Here is a 23,469-nt window from a genome sequence, read left to right as displayed (position 1 = left end):
CGGTCACGCCGTGCATTGGATCGTCGGCCTGGCGCACAGCATGGGGTTCCCTTGGGGGTTCCTTGCGCTCTGCCTGTTCTGCGCCATCGTGGTGGCGCTGGGAGCCCGCGTCGTGCGCTGGGCGATCCTGCTGGCGAGCTTCGGAATCATCAGCTCGCAGCGCCGGCTGGGCGGTGCGCCGTTCCAGGTCCAGTATGGCCTGGAAGAGGTGGTGGACGCCGCGCCGCGGGTCATCCGGACGGTGCTCGGCCTGCTCGGCATGGCGCTCGCCCTTTGGCTCGTCCTCTTCCTGGCGCGGAAGTTCCTTCCCTTCGCGGGCCTCCGGGCCTTCGAGACGTTCATGACGACCTCAGCGCGCCAAGCGTTCGAATGGTTGTCCGTGTTCCTGGTCGACAAGCCTTGAGTGGCTCGTGGCGCGAGCACCCCGGCGAGTTGATCCACCTGGACATCAAGAAGCTCGGCCGCTTCGGGGGGGCGAGGCCTGGCAGGGGCGCTTGTCGCCGGGGGCGCGAAAAACTCGCCTTCCGGGCGGCGCCGGCGGCCGGCCTTTAGAACTTCTTGAGATGCGCGTGAGGACGCCCGTCCGGGCGCGTTCCTAGCGTTCCCCTGCTGTTGCGCGGCGCTGGGCCGCCAGGATCGAGCCGGCGGATCCAAGTCTCGCCGGCAGGCACGGGGTACGTCATGCGTAGAGTCCTTCTTGCGGCGGCGGGCGCCGTCGCGGCCGCCGCCGCGGCCGGCGCCGCCCAGGCTGCGGTGATCGAAAACACCGCCGGCGTCTTCGACGCGTCGATCGCCTTCTATTCGCCGCTCGGCCAGACCTTCACGGCCATCGACACCGACCTGATCTCGATCGGCTTCGCCTACAGCAACATCAATCCGGACTCGCCGAACGACCCGATCACCCTCAGCCTCTATGCGGGCGAAGGCGTGGGCGGGACGCTGGTGGCGTCGCGCGTCTTCACGCTGCCGTCCGTGCTACCGTCCACGCTGGACGCGCCGGTGATCATCGACACCGACTTCAGCGGCGTGAGCCTGACGCTGGGCGCGGTCTATACGGCGGCGCTCTCCACCTCGAGCTTCAAGGTCGCGGTCGTCTACGGCGACGACGCCTATGCCGGCGGCCACGCCCTCAACAGCCTCAGCAGTTGCGCCTCCTGCGATCTCGACTTCCGCGTGGTGGGGAGCAGCGAGCCGAGGGGCGGCGTGCCCGAGCCGGCGACCTGGGCCCTGATGCTGACCGGCTTCGCCGGCCTCGGCGCCAGGCTGCGGTCCCGCCGTCGCCGGGCCGAAGCCGTCCAGGCGGCCTGATCGACCGCACCCTGTCGGTCCGACCGCCGGGAACGCCCCGCCGCAAGCCGGCGGGGCGCTTCTCCTGACGTCGCTCCCGGAAAGAGGCGGGCCGTTAGCCTGGAACTGGGCCAGCCGGTGGGTCTCGTTCGTGAGGTTGCGCACGATCAGCGCCAGCTCGACCGCAGCGGTGCTGCACGCCGGTGCGCAGGTCCGCTCGTCCTGGCCGGCCCCAAATCTCAAGAAATAATCGCGCCAGGCTGAGCCGTAAGGCCCGCAAACGGCGCCTTGGCCCCTGAGACCGCCTCGTCACGAGCTGGGCGGGCGCAAGTGGGCGGCCCATGGCCGCGATACGAGTATGAAGGGTCAGTCGATGAAGGGCGATCTATTCCAGCGCTTGGGCGCGATCACGGCGGCGGGCGCCGTCCTCCTCGCGGCGGGAGCCGCCCAGGCGGACGTCTACGACTTGAACCTCAACGGCGTCGTGTCCGCCGGCTCCACCGGCACGTCGGGCGACACGCAATTCTACACCCTCGACCTGCTGGCGGGCGACGACTTCGCGCCCTTCGAGCTCCAGGTCGGGGACGTCTTCAATCTGACCGTGACGCTGGACACGTTCCTCGACGTGCCGGCCTCGGACATCACCTTCTTCGGGGTGGACCTGCTGACGTCCGGCCAGTTCGGGTTCCCGCCCGGCTTCGGCTTCATCAGCACGGGATCCGTCCAGCCGCTGGACGGATCCCTGGCCGGGGAAACCTATGGCAGCGCCTGCAGCAACTGCGCCGCCGGCTCGGCGATCCTCTCCCCCGGACCGGCGTTCAGCTTCAGCCAGCTCTTCGTCGGCATAACGATCGAGAACCTCACGCCTTTCGATCCCGGCGACACCTCGCCGTTCGAACTCCAGGGCTTCGTGCTTCGCTACCAGGCGACCACCAACCCCGTCACGGGCGTCGTTCCCGAGCCGGCGACCTGGGCCATGATGATCGGCGGCTTCGGCCTGGCCGGCGCGGTCCTGCGGCGCCGGCGGCTGGTCCCCGCCTGACGCGCGAAGGTCTCGGCCAGGGGGTTTCAAAGGGTTTCGGTGACACGATGCCCACCAGGCGGCCTGATCGATCGCACCCTGTCGGTCCGACCGCCGGGAACGCCCCGCCGCAAGCCGGCGGGGCGCTTCTCCTGACGTCGCTCCCGGAAGAAGCGGGCCGGCGGCGGCCCGGGGGGCGCCGCCGGCCAGGGTCTCGGGGGAGGGACCTGTGCGGCGTCACCAGCGGTAGCTGGCCTCGACGCCGAAGCTGCGGGGCAGGCTGAGCCGCTGCTGCGACTGCACGGCGACGAGCTGGCGGGTGATCGTGTTCGTGCCGTTGGCCTGGAACTGGGCCAGCCGGTGGGTCTCGCTCGTGAGGTTGCGCACGATCAGCGCCAGCTCGACCGCGCGGTATTGCATGCCGGTGCGCAGGTCGATGCTGCGGTAGTCGTCCATCCGGAACGCGCCGACGGCCGAGACCTGCGGGTCCTGGATGCCGCCCCACTGGCCATGGAAGCGCAGGTTCAGGAAGCCGCGCAGGCTCTCGGTGATCGGCCGCTTGTAGTTGAGCGTCGCGTCGACCAGCCACTGCGGGTTCTGGGCGATCTGGGTGTCGACGACCGGCAGGCCGTTCAGCTTCTCGCCGTTCGGGCCGGCGGCCGGGATCCTGTGGTACTTGGCCACCTGGTTCGACACCGACGACTGGAAGGTGAGCACCCCGCCGGCGAGGTCGAACGCGGTGTTGAACTGTCCCTCGATCCCGTAGCCGTGGACCGTGCCGGCGTTGACGACGTAGTTGGTCGGGCCGGCCAGGCAGGCGTTGGTCACCATGCAGCCGTCGGTGACGGCGGCCAGCGCGTCGGTCGTCTCCTGCCAGTAGGCGGCGAAGGTGACGTAGGTGCGCGGCGCGACGTCGCCCTTGAAGCCCACCTCATAGGCCTTGTTGCGCTCGGAGGCGTAGTTGTTGGTGATCGGCGCGTAGTTGGTCGCTGCGTTGATGCCCGTCGGGAAGGGCGGGTTGATCAGCGGCGGCGAGGTCGCGAAGTTGAAGCCGCCGACCCGGTAACCGGTGCCGGTCTTGGCGTAGACGAGGTTGCCGGTGCCCGGGATCGTGTAGCTGATCGTGGCCGTGTAGGTCCAATTGCTGTCGGTGAGCTTGTAGTCGGTGTCGGGGATCACCCCGCCGCTCAGGAACGGGTAGGGCAGGCCGGTGTAGAGCTGCCGGGTCTGGCTATAGGCCGTCTTGCGGTCCTTCGTGTACCGAAGATCGCCGCCGATCGCGAAGCCCCCGCCCAGCTTGAACTTCAGCGATGCATAGGGAGCCCAGGATTTGTAGACGCCGCTGTTCGTCCGGACCGAGCCGTAGGGGCTCACCGGGGCGGGACAAGTCGGTCCCAGCAGCGGCGTGCAGGTGGGCGCGGTCGGTGTCCCGCCGCAGACGCCCTGACCGATCACGAGGTTTGGCGCGCGGTCGGTCGCGCAGGGGTTCTGATTTCCGGTCTGGTTCGAGCTCTGCGGCTGGCGGAGCAGCTCCAGGCCGACCAGCCAGGTCAGCCGCTCGTCCATGACCGGCGCGCCGGCCAAGTGGATATCCTGATAGTAGCTCTTGGTTTCGCCCCGGTTCTCGTTCTGGGAAAATGGCCAGGCGCCGCGGTTGCCCTGCTGTTGCAGCGCGATGAGGGTCGGGACGTCGAGGATATCCGGGTCCGCGAATTGTTCGATGTTGGTCTTTCGGAAGCTCGAGGTCGAGACCAACTGCGCCCAGCTCAGGTCGTACTCGACCGACAGGTTGAGATTGTCGACCTCCTGATTCGCCTCCACCCTTCCGTTCGACGGGATATTTCGTGGATCCTGGACGAAGCCTTTCGGATAGTTGGCGTTGCCCGGGAAGCCGGTGGCGGGATCGGCCGGCAGGAAGGTGAAGGCTGACCAGAACGACGGCAGGCGCAGGTCCTGTCGCTGGGCCAGGAAGGTGACATCGAGCTTGTCCGTGCGGTAGCGGACCTGGCCGCGCAGGAGGTAACCGCTGGTGTGGTCGTAGTAGCGGTCCTGCGTGGGGTTGTAGACGAAGCCCTTGTTCTGCTCCGTGTCCTGCGCGCTGAGGCGGATCGCGACGTTGTCGTTGAGTTCGTAGTTGAGGATCGCCTTGCCGATCCACTGATTGGTCTCGAACGTGTAGGTGCTCTCCACCTCCCCGGACGTCTCGAATCTTGGTCGCGTGGAGATCAGGTTGACCACGCCGAATTCGGCGTTGCGCCCGTAGAGGGCGCCTTGTGGGCCCGACAGGACCTCCACCCTCTCGACATCGAAGGAGTCGATGGGCGCGAAGTTGCGGCCGCCGGTGCCGCTGAAGCCGACGAAGACCCCGTTGGCGTAGAGGCCGACGGACGAGTCGGCGCCCGTGGCCCGCTGGGTTCCCGAACCCCGGATCGACACCTCGCTCAGCAGCGGGTTGGCCAGGTTGTTGAAACGCGCCCCTGGGACGGCGCTCACCAGATCCGCCGTGTTCGTGACCGGACCCACGGCATCGAGCTGCTCGCCGCTGGTGACAGCGACCGAGGCGGCGACATCCCGTACACGCTCATTGCGTTTGGTGGCGGTGACGATCACTTCGCCGACGTCGGTGGCGGCGGTCCCGTCGGGCTCCGCCGCGAACGCCGCCGTGCCGGCGAAGTCGAGCAGCGCGACGGCCGCCGCGCCGCAGGCCAGCGCCCGACGCCACGACCGGCGCGGCGGGGTGCGCAACGCAGAGCTCTCGTTGGTCATCTCGTTTCCCCTCTTCATTTCCTGATGGCCGGGCGCTTCGGCGCCGCGCCCACCCACCAGGGGCTCGACCACGCGCCGGCGCCGTCGGCCTGGACGACGCGGACGTAGTAGTTGTCGCCGTCCTTCGGGCCTTCCGCGTCCTCGAAGCGGAAGGTGCGGTCGCGTTCGGTCGCGGGCCGGACCTGGCGCACGGAGATCATGTCGTCCGACGCGCTGGACGGCGCCGCGCCCCTTGCGGCGACGGGCAACGGGATAGTGAGGTCCCTGGCCTGTCCGGGCGGCGGCACGTCGGCGGCGTGGACGGCGTCCGTCCCGTCGGCGAGCGCGAGGCTCACCTGGATCCGGGCCTTGGAGAGGTCGCCGCTCAGCTTCAGGCGCACGGCCTTGGCGTAGCCGCGGGTGGTCAGGCGGAAGGTGATGGTGTCGGCGGCGCCCGGCTGCGGCCGGACCCATTCGGAGAGGTAGTTCAGCGCCTCGACCTGCGGGCTGAACGCGCCCTCCAGCTTCGCGCCGGTCACCTTGATCGTGCCGGTCCAGACCCGCTCGGTGCGCGAGCCCTGCAGCGGCTTGGCGGGCTCGGACGTCGACCAGAAGCCGACCTCGACCATGTTGCCGTCGCCGGCCCCGTCCGGCGCCTCGAAGTTCCGGCTGGCCAGGTCCTTGCCGTTCTTCACCAGGGTGATCGACTGGATCGGGCCGGTGCCGTGGACGAGGCCCTCGACCACGCGACGCGCCGCGCTCGGCGTCACCGCGCCCATCCGCGCGCCGTTCAGCGCCGCCTTCAGGATGATCCGGTCGCTGGTGGTGGCGTAGGTGCGCCGGTCCTTGATGGCGTCGAAGAGGACGTTGCGGTCCTTGGCCGGCGCGCTGACGGCCGCGAGCCCGCCCGTGCCGTCGAAGTAGAAGCGGCCCAGCGGCCGCATCTTGTAGCCGGGGTGGCCCAGGTGGTCGTCGCCGCCGCCCACGAACCCGAGCTGCCAGCCGTTCGCCAGGTAGCGCTTGCCCAGCCACTCGAAGATGCCGTGCTCGGAGACGATCTCGACCACGGGTTCCAGCGCCGCGTCGTTCTGCGTCGCATCGGCCGTCATGTGGGCGTGCGGGATCACCAGCACGTCCTTGGGCGCATAGTGCTTGCGCAGGCCGCGGTAGAGGTCGGGCAGGGCCGGGAAGAGCTGGCTCGGGACCGGCTGCACCCCGTCAAGATTGCGGAAGATCACGTTGTGGTGGCCGCCGTACGCCGACAGCACCGTCCACTCGTAGCCCATGTAGGTGATGAACCGGCCGGGCGCGTCGAACTTGCGGGCGGCGGTGCGCATCTGCTCCCACTCGCTCGCGTCCATCCAGAGGTCGTGCTCGGTGAGGCTGACGAAGTCGAGCCGCGACTCGTCGCGCGCGAACTCGAAATAGGCGTCGGCGAGGCCCATGCCTTCCGAGAAGCCGCAGTGGCCATGGGTCTCGCCCCAGTAGATGCGGTCGGTCGGGTCGGCCTCCACCCGCACCGGCGCGGACTCGCCCCTGAAGCGTCCGTCGGCCGAGACGATCTGGAAGCGATGCACGCCGAGGTCGGCGACCTTCACGTCGCGCAGGACGGTGATCGCGTTGGCCGACGCCGGGATCTCGCGGAACGGCTTGCCGTCCAGCAGCACCTTCCAGGCCGGCGCGCCGCCGGTGGCGAGGTTGCGGAAGCGGTCCTCGGTGCGGACCGACAGCTCGAACGGCTCGTTCGGCTTGACGATCGAGGGATTGAAGCCGCGGACGCTGGCGGCCGGCCCGCCCAGCAGCGGCGTCGTGACCTCGCGCGGCGTCAGCAGCAGGCCGTCCTTCCCGGTCATCACCCAGAACGGGAAGCGGACGCCCGAGTTGGAGACCTGGAACAGCAGGAGGCCCTTCGAGCCGCCGGAACGATCGCCGTAGGTGACCGTCACCGTGTCGCCCGGCGCGAGCTCGCCCTCGGCGATCCTGAAGAAGACCCGCGGCATCTCGCCGACGCCGAGCCCCGTGGAGAACATCCCCGCGATCGGGAAGGTGTCGCGCACGATCCTCACCGCCGGGTTCGACGTGCGGCAGGAGATGTAGTTGTCGGCGTGCGGGTCGGTGGCCTGCAGGTCGGCGAAGGTGAAGTAGAAGTGGTTCGGGATCACGATCCCGCCGCCGGCCGTCAGGGGCGCCTCGCCCACCGTGTAGGTCTGTTCGAACTGGACGTAGCTGTCGACGTACCAGGGCCCCTCGGTCTTCGCCGACACCGTGCCCGTGAGCTTCGGGTTCTTCTCCAGCGCGGTCAGGGTGCGGATGTACTGGTCCAGGGCCGCCAGCATGCGGTCGCGGGCGCGTTCGCCGGTCTCCGGGAAGCCCGGGGCGTTCATGGTGGTGATGAGCTGCGGGATGTCCGGGTGCAGGTACTGCCCCGTCAGCGACATCGCGTTCATCCAGGCGTAGAGCACCTCGGTCCGCGCCCGCGTGGTCGCGACCGTCGTCGGGGCCAGCGCCACGTCGCGCTTCAACTGCTCGACCCGCTTGCGCAGGGACCGGCTCATGTAGTCGCCGGGTGCGGGCGTCTCGGGTTGCAGCAGGGTCTGCGACGCCGCCCAGCCGAGCGGGATGGTCGAGGCGCCCGCGAGCGCGAGCGCGCCCAGGGTCTGGCGGCGGGACCAGATGGTCATGGGCGGGGATCCTTCATCCGAGGGTGGCCGGCGCGAACTCGAGGACGAGGCGCTGGGCGGTCCAGAGCAGCCCGGCCACGGCGACGCAGGCCGTGACGGGGCGGGAGATCAGCAGCGGGTCGCGCGCCAGCGGCGCGGCGAGGCGCAGGGCGGCCAGGACCAGGGCGATGACGGCGATCTGCGCCAGCTCGATCCCGACGTTGAAGGCGGCCAGGGCGGTCAGCTCGGCCCCGCGCGGCAGGCCGGTCTCGGCGAGCGCGCCGGCGAAGCCCAGGCCGTGCAGCAGGCCGAAGCCGAACACGACGCCCAGCCGCACCCAGCCCACGTCGGTCGAGGACGCGCGGAACGACAGCGCCGCCGCCACCGCGATCGAGAGCGTGATCGCGGGCTCCACGATGGCGGCCGGCGCCGAGACCATCCCGAGGGCCGCCAGGCTGAGCGTCAGCGAGTGGGCGAGGGTGAAGGTGGTGGCGAGCTTCACCAGCGGGCCCAGCCGCGGCGCGCCCATCGCCAGGGCCACGACGAACAGGATGTGGTCGAGCCCGCCGGGCAGGATGTGGCCGAAGCCCAGGCGCACGAAGCGGAGCACGGCGTCGACCTGGTCGAGCACCGGGTCCGGGCCGGCGAGCCGCAGGTCCGGGCTGCGCTGGCCGTCCGGGATCGGCGCGGTAGTGGTCGTGCCGTCCGGATAGCGCGTCGAGAGCACCGCCGGCCCCAGCGACGGGGGCAGCGCGATGTCGACGACGGCGGTCCCCGCCGGCGCCTGCGCGGTGATCGCGATCGGCTCCGAGGGCGTGGGGCTAAGGCGCGGCGTCAGCGCCTCGGCGCGGATCTGCGCCGGCGTCGGCATCCGGACCGCCACGTCGACGAGCCGGCCGTCGGCGCGCAGGCTCAGCATCCCGCGGATCCGGCCGGCGACCTCGTCCGAACGTGCGGCGATCTCGGCGTCGCTCATCGCCGTCAGGCGCGCCACCGCCGCGTCGTCGGGCGCGCCCTGCGGCAGGCCCTGGATCAGCGGCGTCAGGTGGCAGCGGAGCGCGATGTCGAGCTTGCCGCCAGGCGCGATGCGCAGGTCGACCAGGGCGTAGGGCAGGTTGTGCGCCTGGGCCGCCGAGGCCGCGCCCAGCAGCAGGACCAGCGTCGCGAGCCACAGGCCGACGGCGGTCGCGGCGCGCCGCGGCCACGGCTTTCGAACTGTCGATCCCTCGCCCACGTCCGGTCGGTCCCCTGCCGTCTGCCGCGGCCTCGAGCGAGCGGTACGCGTGCGGCTGGGGCCGGTCCATGCATCCAGGGGAATGCCGAAATTCCTTCTGGGAATGTGGTATCCCGGAATTCATTGCCTAAAACGGAGCCCGATGATGCCGCGGCCCACACCCCCGAACGACGAGGCCCACCTGTCCCGCGGCTGGGACAGCGACGACCTCATCGAGCTGAAGCATGTCGAGCAGGTGGTGGAGGTCTGCCGCACCGGGGCCATCACCGACGCGGCGCGCAACCTCAGCCTGACCCAGCCGGCGCTCAGCAAGAGCATCGCGCGGCTGGAGCAGCAGCTCGGCGTGCAGCTCTTCGACCGCGGCGGCGGCAGCGTGCGGCCGACCCGCTACGGCCAGCTCCTGGCCGACAAGGGGCCGGCGCTGCTGGGTTCGGCCTCGGCGCTGCGCCAGGAGATCGCGCTGCTCGCCACCGGGGCCAGCGGCCGGCTGCGGATGGGCGCCGGCCCCGCCTCGCGCATCAAGCCGCTCAAGGCGCTGATCCCGGCGATCGTGCAGAAGTTCCCGCTGCTCAAGCTGGAGGTGCGGGAGGAGAACGGCGACTCCCTGGTCCAGGCCATGGCCGAGGGCCGCTACGACATCGTCTTCAGCTACTACGAGAGCGCCCGGCCGTTCGGCGAGCTGATGCGGGTCAAGGTGGTGGAGGACCGCCGCGCCGCCGTGGTGCGCCCCGGCCACCCGGCGCTGGACCTGCGCCGCGCGCTGACCCCGCGCGACCTGCTGAAGTTCCCGCTGGCGTCCGCCGGCTCGATCCCGGCGTTCCGCGAGTGGGCGGGCGTGATGTCGCCCGAGGAGCTGCGCAACGCCGGCGCCATCCTCTGCGAGGACTACGACATCATCGCCGACTGCGCGCGCACGTCCGACGCCATCGCCTGGGGGCCGCGGTTCGCCTTCGAGGGGCCGCTCGGCCGCGGCGAGCTGGTGGAGATCGCGATCACCTGGCCGGCCAAGTACGCCTGCTGGATGCTGACCACGGAGGCCCACTGGAAGCTGCCGGTGGTCAAGGCGATCGCCGAGCTGGCCAAGTCGCTGGCCCCGCGCGAGGCCGCACCCGTCGCGATCGCAGGAGCCTGACGACGATGACCGGCGCCGACTCCTTCCTGACCCGCCCCGACGGCGTGCGCATCGCCTGGCGGCGCGACGGCGCGGCGGATGCGCCGGCGGTGCTGCTGTGCTCCATGGGGACGGCGGCGCTGGCGATCTGGGACGGCGCGGCCGAGGCGCTCTCGGACCGCTACTGCGTGCTGCGCTATGACCGCCGCGGCGACGGCGACAGCGACGCGGGGCCGCCGGAATCGCACACGCTCGACACCCACCTCGCCGACGCGCTGGCGGTGCTGGACGCCGCGGGCCGTGCGCGGGCAAGCGTCTGCGGCATGGCCTACGGCGCGCGGATCGCCACGCGCATGGCGCTGAAGGCGCCCGAGCGGGTCGAGCGCCTGATCCTGTTCGACGCCACCGGCGGGTCGCCCGCGCCCGAGGCCGTCCGCGCGGCCGGCAGCGCCGAGGCGCGGGCGCTGCGCGACGCCGCGGGGATCGCCACGCCGCCGGTCGACCGCCGCTGGTTCGCGCGGCGCGACCCGGACGGCGCCCGGGTGTCGGCCCGCACGCTGGCCGGCCATCCCGCCTGGACCGACGGCCTCGCGGGCATCGCGGCGCCGACCTTCCTGGCCACCGGCGAGCAGGACCCGAACCTCGCGGGCTCGCGCCGCATGGCCGCCGAGATCCCCGGCGCCGGGCTCCACGCCATGCCGATGACGGGCCACGCCTCGCTGCTGGACCGCCCCGACCTCGTGCTGCGCCTGCTGCAGCAGTTCCTGTCCGCCTAAGGAGAGATTCCCGCATGAAGACCGCCCTCGTCACCGGCGCCGGGTCCGGCATCGGCGCCGCCATCGCGCGCCGCTTCGCTGAGGCCGGCGCGCACGTCGCCGTGCTCGACACCCGCGAGGCCGGCGTCGCCGCCGTGGTCGACGCGATCCGTGGCGCGGGCCTCAGCGCCGAGGGCTTCGTCTGCGACGTCACCGACGACGCGACGTTCCTGCCGCTGGTCGAGGCCTTCGCGAAGCCGCGCGGCGGCCTGGACGCCGTCGCCGGCGCCGCCGGCATCTCGAGCCGCCACACCATCCCGCAGATGAGCGCCCGGGACTGGCGGCGCGTCATCGACGTGAACCTCACCGGCGCCTTCCTGACCGTCAAGGCCGCCGCCGCCAACGCCTCCGGGCCCGGCGCGTCGGTGACGGTGATCTCGTCGATCGCCAGCCGCCACATCGCCTACCTGTCGGGCGTCCACTACGCGGCCAGCAAGTCGGCCCTGGACGGCCTGGTGCGGCACGCGGCCTTCGAGTTCGGCCGCCACGGCTTCCGCGTGAACGCCGTCGCGCCCGGCCCGATGTCGAACCGCATGGGCGGCGGCCCGATCCCGGCCGACCGCCAGGCCGCCAGCGCCGCGAACCTGCCGCTGCAGCGGGTGGTCGAGCCCGAGGACATCGCCGAGGCCTGCCACTTCCTGGCCAGCCCCGCCGCCCGCGCCATCACCGGCGTGGTCCTGCCCGTCGACGCCGGCTTCCTGACCGGCCGCGGCGTCGCCTACCGCCCCTACTTCGACCTCCACGAAGAGGCGTTCTAGGGCGCGATCCGCCGAGACGGTTCCGACCCCGGTCTCCCTTCCTCCTCGACGGAGGAAGGGCCGGGGATGGTGGTGTGCGCAGGACGTCGGAAGCGAGGTCGCCCGGGGGCGCAGAGCCAACGAACGCCAGGGCGTCGAACCCGGAGGCCACACCACCACCCAACCCTCCTGGCCTGCCCTCGGGCGGGCCGCGCAGCAGCGCGTCCCGGGGGAGGAGGAGAGCGATCGCATAGGGTTGTGGGCGGCGTGTCCGCCCGATTCATGAACCGTAGAGACCGCGGAGATACGCAGAGAGGTCGAGGGGCCACCGGAATCCTCTGCGTATCTCCGCGATCTCCGCGGTTTGACCAAGGGCCTGCCGGCCGCTCGGATCCATGGAGGATGGCCCTCGTCGAGGAGGAGGGCTCATCGCTTCGACCGCCCCGGCCGCCGCCTATCGCCGCACGATGCAGCGGAAGCCGATGTGCGAGGTGGGGCTGTCGATGGCCTGGGGGTGGCGCGCGGCCGGGCGGTAGCGCTGGCAGTAGTTCTCGGCGCAGAGGTGCGAGCCACCCTTGAGCACCCTGCGCGGGATCGGGACCTGCGGGCTCGCCGGGTCGTAGCTCTCGTGCTCGGCGACGGTGCGCGCGCGGGCCGGCGCGCAGCAGGTGGGGCCGGGCTCGGCGGCGTTGTCGGCGTACCAGTCGGTGGTCCACTCCCAGACGTTGCCGATCATGTCGTAGAGGCCGAAGCCGTTGGGCGGGAAGATCCCCACCGGCGAGGTGCGCTCCCAGCCGTCCTCCAGCGTGTTCTCGTTCGGGAAGCGGCCCTGCCAGTAGTTGGCCATCGGCTTACCGTCGGGCTCGAACTCCTCGCCCCACGCATAGGCCGCGCCCTCGACGCCGCCGCGGGCGGCGTACTCCCACTCGGCCTCGGTGGGCAGGCTCTTGCCGGCCCACGTCGCGTAGGCGGCCGCGTCGGCGTAGGCCACCTGCACGACCGGATGGTCCATCAGGCCGTCGAGGGCGCTGTCGGGGCCCCAGGGATGGCGCCAGTCGGCGCCGAAGGCATAGGCCCACCACTTCGACGGATCGTCCGTGCCCGTGGGCGCGTCGGGGCGGAAGAAGACCGCCGAGCCCGCCACGGCCATCTCGGGCGGCATGCCGGGATAGTCGCGCGGATCGGGGGCGATCTCGGCGAGGGTGCGGTGGCCGGTGGCGGCGACGAAGGCGGCGAACGCGCGGTTCGTCACCGGCCGCTCGTCGATCCAGAAGTCGCCGACCGCGGCCAGCCGCGCGGGCCCCTCCTCGGGGTAGTGGCGGTCGGAGCCCATGGCGAACTCGCCGCCGCGGATCAGCTTCATGCCCGCGAACTTCGACGCCTTCGAGGGCTTTGATTTCACTTTGAGCGACATGGCTTCCCGGACAGGCGACGCGGACGAGGCCGCACCAAAGGCTTCCGCGCGTACGTCGGCAAGGCCCCTGCAGATTTGCAGCCCCACGCGGCGGACCCTCGGGTTTTTCCGGCCCCGTCGTCCAGGTACGTCGTCGTCATCCCAGAGCGGCCTCCTCCCGGGTCGCCACAACGCTTGGAAAGACGACATATGAAACACTGGATCGGCGCGCTCGGCGCCTGCGGACTCGCGGCTGCCGTCCTGGCCGCCCCCACCGCCTCGAACGCCGCGGTGCGCATCTACTCGGGCTACGACACCTCGGCCACCGGCCCCGGCGACAAGCCGAATTCGGATGCCGCCCGCGCGGCGTTCGCCGCCGAGATCGCCGGCCTGATGAGCCTCGTGAACAGCTTCGAGAGCGGCCCCACGGGCGTTGTCGGCACATACGACGTGGGCGGCGGCGCCACCCTGACCAGCAACAATCCCGTCGCGCGGCCGCTGACGATCAAGACCAGCCCCTACTGCGGCTTCTACGCGGAGTGCGGCGGCAACACGACGACGGGCGGCCGGAACTTCGTCTTCATCAGCAGCGTCCCGGTGACGTTCACCTTCGCCCATCCGATCGTCGCCTTCGGCGCCTACTTCTCGGGCGGGGAGGTCGAGGGACTGAAACTGACGTTCGACGACGGCACGGAACGCACGGCGCCGGTCCCCGCGCTCAAGGGCGCGTCATTCGTGGGCTTCACGGACTTCGGACGGCAGATCACCTCGGTCACCTTCAACCCGGGCCGGGACATCATGGCCCTGGACGACGTGGTCTTCGCGTTCGCGCCCACCGGCGTGCCGGAGCCGTCGGCCTGGGCGCTGATGATCGCGGGCTTCGGCCTAACGGGCGCGAGCCTCAGGACGCGGCGGCGCCTGCGCCTTTCCTGAAGACGTCGGCGATGCACGCGGCCAGTGCGCGGACCTCGGGCACGCCCTTCACCCGCTCGGGGTAGACCAGCCAGATGCCGGACGACTCGGGGACGCCGAAACAGAAGCGCAGTTCCGGGCCCGCCTCGGCGACGATCTGCGGCAGGGCGCCGACGCACGCCCCGGTCTCGATCGAGGCCCGCACGGCGGCCACCGAGCTCAGCATCTGGCGGACGGGGCCCTCGAAGCCCAGCGCCCGCATGCCCGGCGCCGCCGCCTCGAGCGAGACCAGCGGGTGCTCGGCCAGGTCGTGCAGGCCGGTGGGCGCCCCGTGGGCCTCGGCGTAGCCGGGCGTGCAGTAGACGGCCCACGGATCTTCGCGCAGCTTGCGGCGGACGAGGCCGGCGCCGTCGGGCGCCTCGCCGGCGCGCACCGCGATGTCGGCCTCGCCGGCCTGCAGGTCACGGTACGACGAGCTGGCGTCGACCTCGACCTGGACGTCGGGATGGGTGGCGGCGAAGCGGCGCAGCGCCGGCACCAGGAAGGCGCGGGTGAGGTATTCCTCGCTGGTCACCTTCACCCGGCCGGTCGTGCGGCGCGTGGCGGTCTCGACCTCGCTGGCGAAGAGGTCCACCTGCTTGGCCACCGCCATGGCGGCGGGCTTCAGGCGCAGCGCGGCCGGCGTCGGATGGTAGCCCGATGCATCGCGGGCGAAGAGTTCGAGCCCCAGCGCCTGCTCCAGCGCCGCGATCCTGCGCGCGCAGGTGGTCTGGTCGACGCCCACGGCCTTGGCGGCGCGCGCCGTCGAGCCGTGCTCGAGCACGGCGGCGAAGAAGCGCAGGTCGTTCCAGTCGAAGCGCACGGCGTCCATGGTTGCAGGTCCGCCACCATGCTGGAAGGCCGGCGCGACGCTGTCCAGTCCGGCGCCGACGATGGCGATCTTCATGCGGTCAGGTCTTGCCGCGGCTCCCCGGCGCATGGAAGCGGGCGACGAGGCGGCGGTCGCCCGGGTAGGTCAGCCGCACGTGGGTCACCACCGTCCCGCCGTGCCAGCTCCGCCGGTCGTCGCAGAGGCAGGCCGCGCCGGGGTCGACTTCCAGCCGGGCCGCGACCCGGGCGTCGGCGTTCAGCGCCAGGATGTGGTGCTCGGCGTCCGTCCACGGCAGCCTGGCCTGCAGCCAGCTCCCCGGCGGCTCGGCGTCGAACGCCTCGGCCCTGGCGTCCGGCACGGCCCGCAGGCTGATCAGCCGCTCCTCCAGCGCGAACGGCGTCCCGTCCGCCCGATGCAGCACCGTCAGCGCCAGCACCGGCTGGCCCGGCTTCAGCCCGATCCGCCCGGCGTCCGCGGCGGTCGCCTTGCGCTCCGCCCGGTCCAACACCTCGAACCCGTAGGCCCGGCCGGCGGCGCGCACCTCGGTCGGGATGTCGTGGATCTGGAGCAGGCTCTCGCGCGGGCGCGGTTCGGCCACCACCGTCCCCGCCCGCCGCCGGCGTGTGACGAGGCCGGCGTCGGCCAGCGCCGTCACCGCCTTGCTCACCGTCATCCGTGCGCAGCCGTACTCGGCCGCCAGCTCCTTCTCCGACGGCAGCCGCCGTCCCGGCGGCCATTCGCCCGAGACGATGGCCTGCTCCAGCCGCTCGCGGATCGCGACGTAGAGCGGCTTGTCCATCAGCCCAGGATGCCCGGCAGGTCGAGCCGCGTCTCCCGCGCCACGTCGAGCGCGACGCCGTAGCCGGCGTCGGCGTGGCGCATCACGCCCGTGGCCGGATCGTTCCACAGCACCCGCTCGATCCGCTTGGCCGCGGCCTCGGTGCCGTCGCAGACGATGACCATGCCCGAGTGCTGCGAATAGCCCATGCCGACGCCGCCGCCATGGTGCAGCGACACCCACGTCGCCCCCGACGCGCAGTTCAGCAGCGCGTTCAGCAGCGGCCAGTCGGAGACCGCATCGGAGCCGTCGCGCATCGCCTCGGTTTCGCGGTTGGGCGAGGCGACCGAGCCCGAGTCCAGGTGGTCGCGGCCGATCACGACCGGCGCCTTCAGCTCGCCCTTGGCCACCATCTCGTTGAACGCCAGGCCCAGCCGGTGCCGGTCGCCCAGGCCCACCCAGCAGATCCGCGCCGGCAGGCCCTGGAACCGGATCTTCTCCGCCGCCATGTCGAGCCAGTTGTGCAGGTGCGGGTTGTCCGGGATCAGCGCCTTCACCTTGGCGTCGGTCTTGTAGATGTCCTCCGGATCGCCCGAGAGCGCGGCCCAGCGGAACGGCCCGATACCCCGGCAGAACAGCGGGCGGATGTAGGCCGGCACGAAGCCCGGGACGTCGAAGGCGTTGGCCACGCCCGCGTCCTTCGCGACCTGGCGGATGTTGTTGCCGTAGTCGACGGTCGGCACGCCGGCCTTCTGGAAGTCCAGCATCGCCCGGACGTGCTCGGCCATCGAGGCCCGCGCCGCCTCCTCCACCTGCTCCGGCGCCTGCTCGCGCATGGCGAACCAGCGCTCCAGCGTCCAGCCCTTGGGCAGGTAGCCGTTGACCGGGTCGTGCGCCGAGGTCTGGTCGGTCAGCAGGTCCGGCCGCACCCCGCGCGCCAGCAGTTCCGGCAGCACCTCGCAGGCGTTGCCCACCAGGCCCACCGACACCGGCGCCTTGTCCCGGCCCGCCTGTTCGATGATCGCCAGCGCCTCGTCCAGCGTCCCGGCCGCGCGGTCCAGGTAGCCGGTGCGCAGGCGCATCTCGATCCGGCTGGGCTGGCACTCGACGGCGAGGCAGCTCGCGCCGGCCATCACCGCCGCCAGCGGCTGCGCCCCGCCCATGCCGCCCAGGCCCGCCGTCAGCAGCCAGCGGCCCGAAAGGTCGCCGCCGTAGTGCTGGCGGCCCATCTCCACGAAGGTCTCGTAGGTGCCCTGAACGATCCCCTGGGTGCCGATGTAGATCCACGACCCGGCCGTCATCTGGCCGTACATGGCCAGGCCCTTGCGGTCGAGCTCGTGAAAGTGGTCCCAGGTCGCCCAGTGCGGCACGAGGTTCGAGTTGGCGATCAGCACCCGCGGCGCGTCCGCATGCGTGCGGAACACCCCCACCGGCTTGCCCGACTGCACCAGCAGCGTCTCGTCGTCGCCGAGGCGCTTCAGGGTCTCGACGATCTTGTCGTAGCTCTCCCAGTCGCGCGCCGCCCGCCCGATGCCGCCATAGACCACCAGGTCCGCCGGGTTCTCGGCCACGTCCGGATGCAGGTTGTTCATCAGCATCCGCAGCGGCGCTTCGGTCAGCCAGCTCCGGCAGGTGAGCTCAGGCCCCGTCGGCGGGCGGATGACGCGGTTCGGGTCGTGACGGGTCATTGAGTCCCTCTTCCTCCCCTCCTCCTCGACGGAGGAGGGGCGGGGGTGGTGGTGTGGCTGCTGAGTTCGTGGAGGTGGCGCGCGAGATGTCGACGCCTCATGCGCCCAGCCGCAGAGGCCGTGCGCACACCACCATCCCCGGCCCTTCCTCCGTCGAGGAGGAAGGGAGTCGCCAACCTCAGCATCTCGCGAACTCCAGGCAGGCTTGCAGCACGTTCGTCAGCGCCGCGCGCATCGGGGCGGCGCGGGCGTCTTCGTAAGGCGTGGGCCAGGTGAGCGGCGTCGCCAGGCCCTCGGGCTCGTCCATGTAGCCGCGGCAGGCGAGCTCCATCTGGATCGCGTGGACGCCGTCGCCCGGCCGCCCGTAATGGCGCGTGGTCCAGCCGCCCTTGAAGCGGCCATCGGTCACCCGGCCGAACGGGCTCGCGTCGCACGCCGCCTCGACCGCGGCGGTCAGCGCCGGATCGCAGCTCGCGCCGGAATTCGTCCCGACGTTGAAGTTCGGCAACTCGCCCTCGAACAGCCGCGGGATCGCCGAGCGGATCGCGTGCGCCTCGTACAGCACCACCTTCGGATGGATCGCGCGCAGCCGCTCGACCTCGCCCGCCAGCGCCGCGTGGTACGGCTCGAAGTACGCCGCGCGCCGCCTGGCGATCTCCGCCGCGTCCGGTTCGCCCGCCCGGTAGAGCGGCTCGCCGTCGAAGGTGGTCGTCGGGCACAGCCCAGTGGTCGCCTGGCCCGGATAGAGCGAGGCGCCGGACGGGTCGCGGTTCACGTCGATGACGGTGCGGCTGATCGCGGTGCGGACCGTCGTCGCGCCCAGGCCCGGCGCGAAGTCGTAGAGCCGCTCGATCCACCAGTCGGCGTCCTTGCGGGCCAGCCACGGCGAGATCAGCCGCGCCGCTACCGCCGTCGGCAGCTCGGTCCCCGTATGCGGGAAGCTGACGATCAGCGGCGCGTCGCCGCGGTGGACCTCCAGCCAGTCCATCAAGCGACACCCGGCAGCGCGACGGCCCTCGCCGCCTCGACCACCGCGCCCGACCGCACCAGGGCGTTGGCGGCCTCCAGGTCCGGGTGGACGTGGCGGTCGTCCGACAGGTGCGGGACCCGCGCCCGCAGCCGCGCCCGCACCGCCTCCAGCGGCGCGCTGGATTTCAGCGGCGCGTGGAAGTCGCAGCCCTGCGTGGCGGCCAGGAGCTCGATCCCGATCACCGCCGTCGCGTTGGCCGTCATCGACAGCAGCCGCCGCGCGCCGTGCGCCGCCATCGAGACGTGGTCCTCCTGGTTCGCCGAGGTCGGGATGGAGTCGACGCTGGCCGGATAGGCCTTCTGCTTGTTCTCGGAGACCAGCGCCGCGGCGGTCACCTGCGGGATCATGAAGCCCGAGTTCAGCCCCGGCTTCGGTGTCAGGAACGCCGGCAGGCCGCTGAGCGCCGGATCCACCAGCATCGCCACCCGCCGCTCGGCGAGGCTGCCGATCTCGCAGACCGCCAGCGCGATCATGTCGGCGGCGAAGGCCACCGGCTCGGCGTGGAAGTTGCCGCCCGACAAGGCCTCGTCCGTATCCGCGAAGATCAGCGGATTGTCCGAGACCCCGTTCGCCTCGAAGCCCAGCGTCGCCGCCGCCTGGCGCAGGACATCCAGCGCCGCGCCCATCACCTGCGGCTGGCAGCGCAGGCAGTAGGGGTCCTGCACCCGCCCGTCGTCCTTCAGGTGGCTGGCGCGGATCGCCGACCCGGCCATCAGGGCGCGCAGCGCATCGGCCGTCTCGATCTGCCCCGGCTGGCGGCGCAGCACGTGGATGCGGTGGTCGAACGGCGTGTCCGAGCCCTTGGCCGCCTCGGTCGACAGCGCCCCCGTCACCAGCGCGCTCCGGTACAGCCCCTCGGCCTCGAACAGCGCCGCCAGCGCGTTCGCCGTCGAGAACTGCGTCCCGTTCAGCAGCGCGAGGCCCTCCTTCGGCCCGAGCGCCAGGGGCGCGAGCCCCGCCGCGGCCAGCGCCTCGGCCGCCGGCCTGCGCCCGGCCGGCGTGTCGGCCTCGCCGACCCCGATCATCGCCGCGGCCATGTGCGCCAGCGGCGCCAGGTCGCCCGAGGCGCCCACCGAGCCCTGCGCCGGCACGACCGGCGTGATCCCCGCCGCCAGCAGCCGCTCCAGCATCTCCACCGTCGCGGGCCGCACGCCCGAGGCGCCCTGCGCCAGGCTGGCCAGCTTCAGCGCCAGCATCAGCCGCACGATGGCCGCCGGCGTGGCCTCGCCCGTGCCCGCCGCGTGGCTCAGCACGATGTTCCGCTGCAGCGTCGCGAGGTCCGCCGCCTCGATCCGCACGCTGGCCAGCTTCCCGAAGCCGGTGTTGATCCCGTAGACCGGGGCGCCCTTCGCCAGGATGCGCTCGATGGCCGCCGCGCTCTGCGCCACCGCCGGCCCGCACGCCGGGTCCAGCCGCACCTCGGCGCCGCGCCAGATCGCCCGCCAGTCGGCCAGCGGCACGTCGCCCGGCTTCATCACGACAACGCTCAACGGCCCCTCCGAATGCGTGCATGGAGCGGGTTGAAGCCCATGCGGTAGACCAGCTCGGCCGGCCGTTCGATGTCCCAGATCGCGAGGTCGCAGCGCTTGCCGGCCTCCAGCGTGCCGACCTCTGCGGCCATCCCCAGCGCCCGCGCCGCCTCGCGCGTCACACCGGCGAGGCACTCCTCGACCGTCAGCCGGAACAGGGTCGCGCCCATGTTCATGGTCAGCAGGATCGAGGTCAGCGGCGACGTGCCGGGGTTGCAGTCGGTGGCGAGCGCCATCGGCACGCCCGCCGCGCGCAGCGCCTCGACCGGCGGCAGCCTGGTCTCGCGGGTGAAGTAGTAGGCGCCGGGCAGCAGCGTCGCGACCGTCCCGGCCCGCGCCATCGCCGCCACGCCCGCGTCGTCCAGGTGCTCCAGGTGGTCCGCCGACAGCGCGCCGAACGACGCCGCCAGCTCCGCGCCGTGCAGGTTCGAGAGCTGTTCGGCGTGCAGCTTCACGGGAAGGCCGTGTGCGCGGGCCGCCTCGAACACGCGGCGCGTCTGCTCGGCGGTGAAGCCGATGCCTTCGCAGAAGGCGTCCACGGCGTCGGCCAGCCCGGCGGCGGCCACCGCCGGGATCATCTCGCCGCAGACGAGGTCGATATAGCCGTCCGCGTCGCCCGCGAACTCCGGCGGCAGGGCGTGCGCGCCCAGGAAGGTCGTGCGCACCGTGACGTCCCGCGCCTGGCCCAGCCGCCGCGCGGCGCGCAGGCTCTTCAGCTCATGCTCCGGCGACAGGCCGTAGCCCGACTTCACCTCGACGGTGGTCACGCCCTCGGCCATCAGGGCGTCGAGGCGGGGCAGGGCGCCCGCCACCAGCGCGTCCTCGCCCGCCGCCCGGGTCGCCGCCATGGTCGAGACGATGCCGCCGCCGGCCCGCGCGATCTCCTCGTACGACGCGCCCGCCAGCCGCAGCTCGAACTCGTGCGCCCGGTCGCCGGCCCAGATCAGGTGCGTGTGGCTGTCGATGAGGCCCGGCGTGATCCAGCGGCCTGCGCAGTCGATCCGTTCGCCGCCGTCGAGGCCCGGCGCGCCCGCCGCCGGCCCGGCGTAGGCGATCCGCCCGTCGGCGCACGCCACCACGCCGTCCTCCACGATCCCCAGGCCGTCCCCGGCCAGGGTCGCGAGCCGCGCGTTCGTCCAGATCCGATCGACCTGCATGGACTCCCTTTAGTCGATGCTTGGCGCTGCGATCAATAATGTCTAGACATTAACCCCACACATACGTCATCCCGCGGCTTGTCCGCGGGACCCATGAACACGGGAGAGCGTGGTGATCCGCAGCGTCGCCATCCGGGCCTTTCGGCATCACGGAGCTCATGGGTCCCGCGAACAAGTCGCGGGATGACGTACGTTGGGGCGTGAGAGAGAACGACCGATGGCCACGCTCTGGTTCGAACACGCGCTGCTGCCAACCGGCTGGGCCGAGCGGGTGCGGCTCACCATCGACGCCGATGGCGTGATCACCACCGTCCAGCCCGACGTCGACCCCCGGCCCGCCGACGCCCGCCACGCCTGCGCCGTCCCCGGCCTCGCCAACCTGCACAGCCACGCCTTCCAGCGCGCCATGGCCGGCCTCACCGAGACCCGCGGCCCGGCGGCCGACGACTTCTGGACCTGGCGCGCGTGGATGTACCGGTTTCTCGACCGGCTCACCCCCGACGACGTCCGCGTCATCGCCGCCCAGGCCTACGCCGAGATGCTGGAGAGCGGCTTCACCCGCGTCGGCGAGTTCCACTACCTGCACCACGCCCCCGACGGCGCCGCCTACGCCGCCCGCGCCGAGATGGCCGCCGCCATCGCCGCCGCGGCCGAAGAGACCGGCGCGGCGCTCACCCTGCTGCCGGTGTTCTATGCCCACGCCACCTTCGGCGGGGCGCCGCCGCTGCCGGGCCAGCGCCGCTTCGTCTGCGACGTGGACGGCTTCGGCCGGCTGCTGGAGGCGAGCGCCGCCATCGCCGGGCGCCTGCCCGACGGCCGCATCGGCGTCGCCCCGCACAGCCTGCGCGCCGTCACCCCCGACGAACTGGCCGCCGTCACCGCCATGACCGGCGGCCCCGTCCACATCCACGCCGCCGAGCAGGTGAAGGAGGTCGACGACTGCGTGGCCTGGTCGGGCCGCCGCCCGGTGGAGTGGCTCCTCGACCGCGGTCTCGACGCCCGCTGGTGCCTGATCCACGCCACGCACCTGACGGCCGACGAGACGGCCGGCCTCGCCAGGGCGGGCGCGGTCGCCGGCCTCTGCCCGATCACCGAGGCCAACCTCGGCGACGGCGTCTTCCCGGCCGCGGACTACCTGGCCTCCGGCGGCGCCTTCGGTGTCGGCACGGACTCCAACGTCGTCATCGACGCCGCCGAGGAACTGCGCGCCCTCGAATACGCCCAGCGCCTCACGCGGCGCGCCCGCAACGTCCTGGCCGACCGCGAAGGCGCCTCCACCGGCGCCGTCCTCTTCGCCCGCGCGCTCGCCGGCGGCGCCCAGGCGCTGGCCGACCCCGCGGCCGCGATTCAGCCCGGCCGGCCCGCCGACATCGTCGCGCTGGACCTCGACCACCCGAGCCTCGTCGGCCGCCGCGGCGACGCCATCCTCGACGCCTGGATCTTCGGCGCCGGCGCGAGGGCCGTGGCCGCCGTCTGGCGCCGTGGCCGCCAGGTCGTCGCCGACGGCCGCCACGTCCGCCGCCGCGAGATCGCCGCCCCCTACCGCGCCGTGCTGAGGAAGCTGCTGGCCTGACGCCTCACCTCCCCCACTGCAGCAGCAGTGGCGGGAGGGGGACCGCTCGCCGAGCCCGGCCTGCCGGGCGTAGAGCGAGTGGTGGAGGGGGCGAGCCCCATCCGTCGAGCTCGCTACAGCCGATCCATCCGCCGAGCCTGAAGCTCGCCCCCTCCACCACCCGCTCTCCGCTGCGCTCGGCGGGCGGTCCCCCTCCCGCCATCGCTGCCGCGACGGGGGAGGTGAAGGGCGTGCGCGCCCGCCGCCGCCTAGTGCTTCAGCCGGATCTTCTTCTCGACCGTCGCCGCCGCCTTCTCGGCCTTCTTGCGGCCCTCGAAGACGCGGCGCATGTGGCGCAGGTCGGCGTCGGTCAGGCGTTTGGCGGCGGCCACGAACTGCTCCTGCTCCTCCTCGCGGATGTGGTGCAGGTACTTCTCCTTGAGGCCCGCGAACCGGCGCAGCCAGCCGGGCGAGGCCATGTCGCGCGCGGCCAGGTCGGCCAGCATCTCGTCGATCTGCTTGTGCTCGGCCACGGCATGGCGCGCGTCGTCCGTCGTCTCGGGGTCGCGCAGGACGGTCGACCACAGCGCCTGCTCCTCGGCCGCCGCATGGCCCTTCAGCTCGTAGGTCAGCTCCTCGAACAGCCGCACGCGGTCGTCCGACCTGCCGTGCGTCTCCTCGATCATCGCCAGCAGGGCGCGATGCCGGTCGTGGTCCTCGACCAGCCGGCCGAACACGTCGGCGTCGCCGCGGAACGTGGTCTTCGGCGTGCTGCCGATCCGCGCGGGCAGGTCGGGCGCGACCGCCTTCGCCTTGGCGATGGCGCCCGCCTTGGCGTCCCGCGCGCCTTTCGGCGCGGCCTGCGTGACCGATCGAACAGACATGCTCGCTCCCTGGCGGCTTCGCCGCGGCATGACGCGAGCGGCTTCATCGCAGCTACGCGGGACGC

At 72.3% G+C, this 23,469-nt stretch carries 19 protein-coding genes; 8 read left to right on the top strand and 11 right to left on the bottom strand.

Translation table 11 applies throughout. The features are described 5' to 3' along the window. Positions 1–10 precede the first annotated feature (10 nt). The 3 genes from KF737_RS14380 (at position 11) to KF737_RS14370 (ending at position 2,329) form a co-directional block, all read left to right on the top strand. Entirely contained in the window at positions 11–403 is a 393-nt protein-coding gene (locus KF737_RS14380; protein WP_296456014.1) for a hypothetical protein, read from the top strand. A 278-nt stretch (positions 404–681) separates the two neighbouring features. After that, positions 682–1,308: a PEPxxWA-CTERM sorting domain-containing protein gene (locus tag KF737_RS14375; RefSeq protein ID WP_296456010.1), complete on the top strand. Its 627-nt coding sequence runs from the start codon at positions 682–684 to the stop codon at positions 1,306–1,308. A 352-nt stretch (positions 1,309–1,660) separates the two neighbouring features. Next, the gene (locus tag KF737_RS14370; protein WP_296456007.1) at positions 1,661–2,329 is read left to right on the top strand and encodes a PEPxxWA-CTERM sorting domain-containing protein; all 669 of its coding nucleotides are present in this window, start codon (positions 1,661–1,663) and stop codon (positions 2,327–2,329) included. A gap of 216 nt (positions 2,330–2,545) precedes the next feature. On the opposite strand, the gene KF737_RS14365 is transcribed toward KF737_RS14370, so the two are convergent. Genes KF737_RS14365 through KF737_RS14355 form a run of 3 tightly spaced genes read right to left on the bottom strand, consistent with a single transcriptional unit; the run spans position 2,546 to position 8,947 of the window. Then, positions 2,546–5,074: a TonB-dependent receptor gene (locus KF737_RS14365; RefSeq protein ID WP_296456004.1), complete on the bottom strand. Its 2,529-nt coding sequence runs from the start codon at positions 5,072–5,074 to the stop codon at positions 2,546–2,548. A 14-nt stretch (positions 5,075–5,088) separates the two neighbouring features. Continuing rightward, complete coding sequence (locus KF737_RS14360) at positions 5,089–7,734, bottom strand: DUF3604 domain-containing protein (protein ID WP_296456001.1); 2,646 nt, start codon at positions 7,732–7,734, stop codon at positions 5,089–5,091. 13 nt (positions 7,735–7,747) lie between these two features. After that, entirely contained in the window at positions 7,748–8,947 is a 1,200-nt protein-coding gene (locus KF737_RS14355) for a HupE/UreJ family protein (RefSeq protein WP_296455998.1), read from the bottom strand. A gap of 142 nt (positions 8,948–9,089) precedes the next feature. Between KF737_RS14355 and KF737_RS14350 the strand changes: the two genes are divergently transcribed. From KF737_RS14350 to KF737_RS14340, 3 genes are read left to right on the top strand one after another with little or no spacing between them, the layout of a single operon-like run. Next, positions 9,090–10,079 carry a LysR family transcriptional regulator gene (locus KF737_RS14350; RefSeq protein ID WP_296455996.1) on the top strand — a complete coding sequence of 330 codons (990 nt, stop codon included), beginning with the start codon at positions 9,090–9,092 and terminating at the stop codon, positions 10,077–10,079. 5 nt (positions 10,080–10,084) lie between these two features. Beyond that, positions 10,085–10,834, top strand: a complete 750-nt coding sequence (locus KF737_RS14345; RefSeq protein WP_296455993.1) for an alpha/beta fold hydrolase — start codon at positions 10,085–10,087, stop codon at positions 10,832–10,834. Between the two features lie 14 nt (positions 10,835–10,848). After that, positions 10,849–11,631 carry an SDR family NAD(P)-dependent oxidoreductase gene (locus KF737_RS14340; protein WP_296455988.1) on the top strand — a complete coding sequence of 261 codons (783 nt, stop codon included), beginning with the start codon at positions 10,849–10,851 and terminating at the stop codon, positions 11,629–11,631. Positions 11,632–12,064: 433 nt separating this feature from the next. Here the strand turns inward: KF737_RS14340 and KF737_RS14335 are convergent, their stop codons facing one another. Next, positions 12,065–13,024: a formylglycine-generating enzyme family protein gene (locus KF737_RS14335; RefSeq protein ID WP_296455986.1), complete on the bottom strand. Its 960-nt coding sequence runs from the start codon at positions 13,022–13,024 to the stop codon at positions 12,065–12,067. Positions 13,025–13,213: 189 nt separating this feature from the next. Between KF737_RS14335 and KF737_RS14330 the strand changes: the two genes are divergently transcribed. Next, positions 13,214–13,936 (top strand): PEPxxWA-CTERM sorting domain-containing protein, encoded by a 723-nt coding sequence (locus tag KF737_RS14330; protein ID WP_296455983.1) that lies wholly within the window; start codon positions 13,214–13,216, stop codon positions 13,934–13,936. On the opposite strand, the gene KF737_RS14325 is transcribed toward KF737_RS14330, so the two are convergent. The 6 genes from KF737_RS14325 to hutI all read right to left on the bottom strand — a co-directional run bounded on the left by KF737_RS14325 (position 13,905) and on the right by hutI (position 20,968). Beyond that, entirely contained in the window at positions 13,905–14,861 is a 957-nt protein-coding gene (locus KF737_RS14325; RefSeq protein WP_296455980.1) for a LysR family transcriptional regulator, read from the bottom strand. The genes KF737_RS14330 and KF737_RS14325 overlap by 32 nt on opposite strands. Positions 14,862–14,865: 4 nt before the next feature. Continuing rightward, positions 14,866–15,585 carry a histidine utilization repressor gene (gene hutC, locus KF737_RS14320; RefSeq protein ID WP_296455977.1) on the bottom strand — a complete coding sequence of 240 codons (720 nt, stop codon included), beginning with the start codon at positions 15,583–15,585 and terminating at the stop codon, positions 14,866–14,868. Next, on the bottom strand, positions 15,585–17,252 hold the full coding sequence (hutU, locus tag KF737_RS14315) for a urocanate hydratase (RefSeq protein ID WP_296455973.1): 1,668 nt from the start codon (positions 17,250–17,252) through the stop codon (positions 15,585–15,587). The genes hutC and hutU overlap by 1 nt, the downstream gene beginning before the upstream one ends. A 178-nt stretch (positions 17,253–17,430) precedes the next feature. Continuing rightward, complete coding sequence (gene hutG, locus KF737_RS14310) at positions 17,431–18,243, bottom strand: N-formylglutamate deformylase (RefSeq protein ID WP_296455971.1); 813 nt, start codon at positions 18,241–18,243, stop codon at positions 17,431–17,433. Then, positions 18,240–19,757, bottom strand: coding sequence for a histidine ammonia-lyase (hutH, locus tag KF737_RS14305; RefSeq protein ID WP_296456083.1), 1,518 nt, complete (start codon positions 19,755–19,757; stop codon positions 18,240–18,242). The genes hutG and hutH overlap by 4 nt, the downstream gene beginning before the upstream one ends. A gap of 11 nt (positions 19,758–19,768) precedes the next feature. Continuing rightward, entirely contained in the window at positions 19,769–20,968 is a 1,200-nt protein-coding gene (gene hutI / locus KF737_RS14300; protein WP_296455968.1) for an imidazolonepropionase, read from the bottom strand. Positions 20,969–21,185: 217 nt separating this feature from the next. Between hutI and KF737_RS14295 the strand changes: the two genes are divergently transcribed. Further along, positions 21,186–22,541: a formimidoylglutamate deiminase gene (locus KF737_RS14295; protein ID WP_296455966.1), complete on the top strand. Its 1,356-nt coding sequence runs from the start codon at positions 21,186–21,188 to the stop codon at positions 22,539–22,541. Positions 22,542–22,789: 248 nt separating this feature from the next. Here the strand turns inward: KF737_RS14295 and KF737_RS14290 are convergent, their stop codons facing one another. Continuing rightward, positions 22,790–23,404, bottom strand: coding sequence for a hemerythrin domain-containing protein (locus KF737_RS14290; RefSeq protein ID WP_296455963.1), 615 nt, complete (start codon positions 23,402–23,404; stop codon positions 22,790–22,792). Positions 23,405–23,469: the final 65 nt, after the last annotated feature.

The organism is Phenylobacterium sp. (genome assembly GCF_019636135.1).
Lineage (GTDB): Bacteria > Pseudomonadota > Alphaproteobacteria > Caulobacterales > Caulobacteraceae > Phenylobacterium.
The sequence above is the reverse complement of the archived record's forward strand: the minus strand, read 5'-3'. Positions and strand labels throughout refer to the sequence as shown.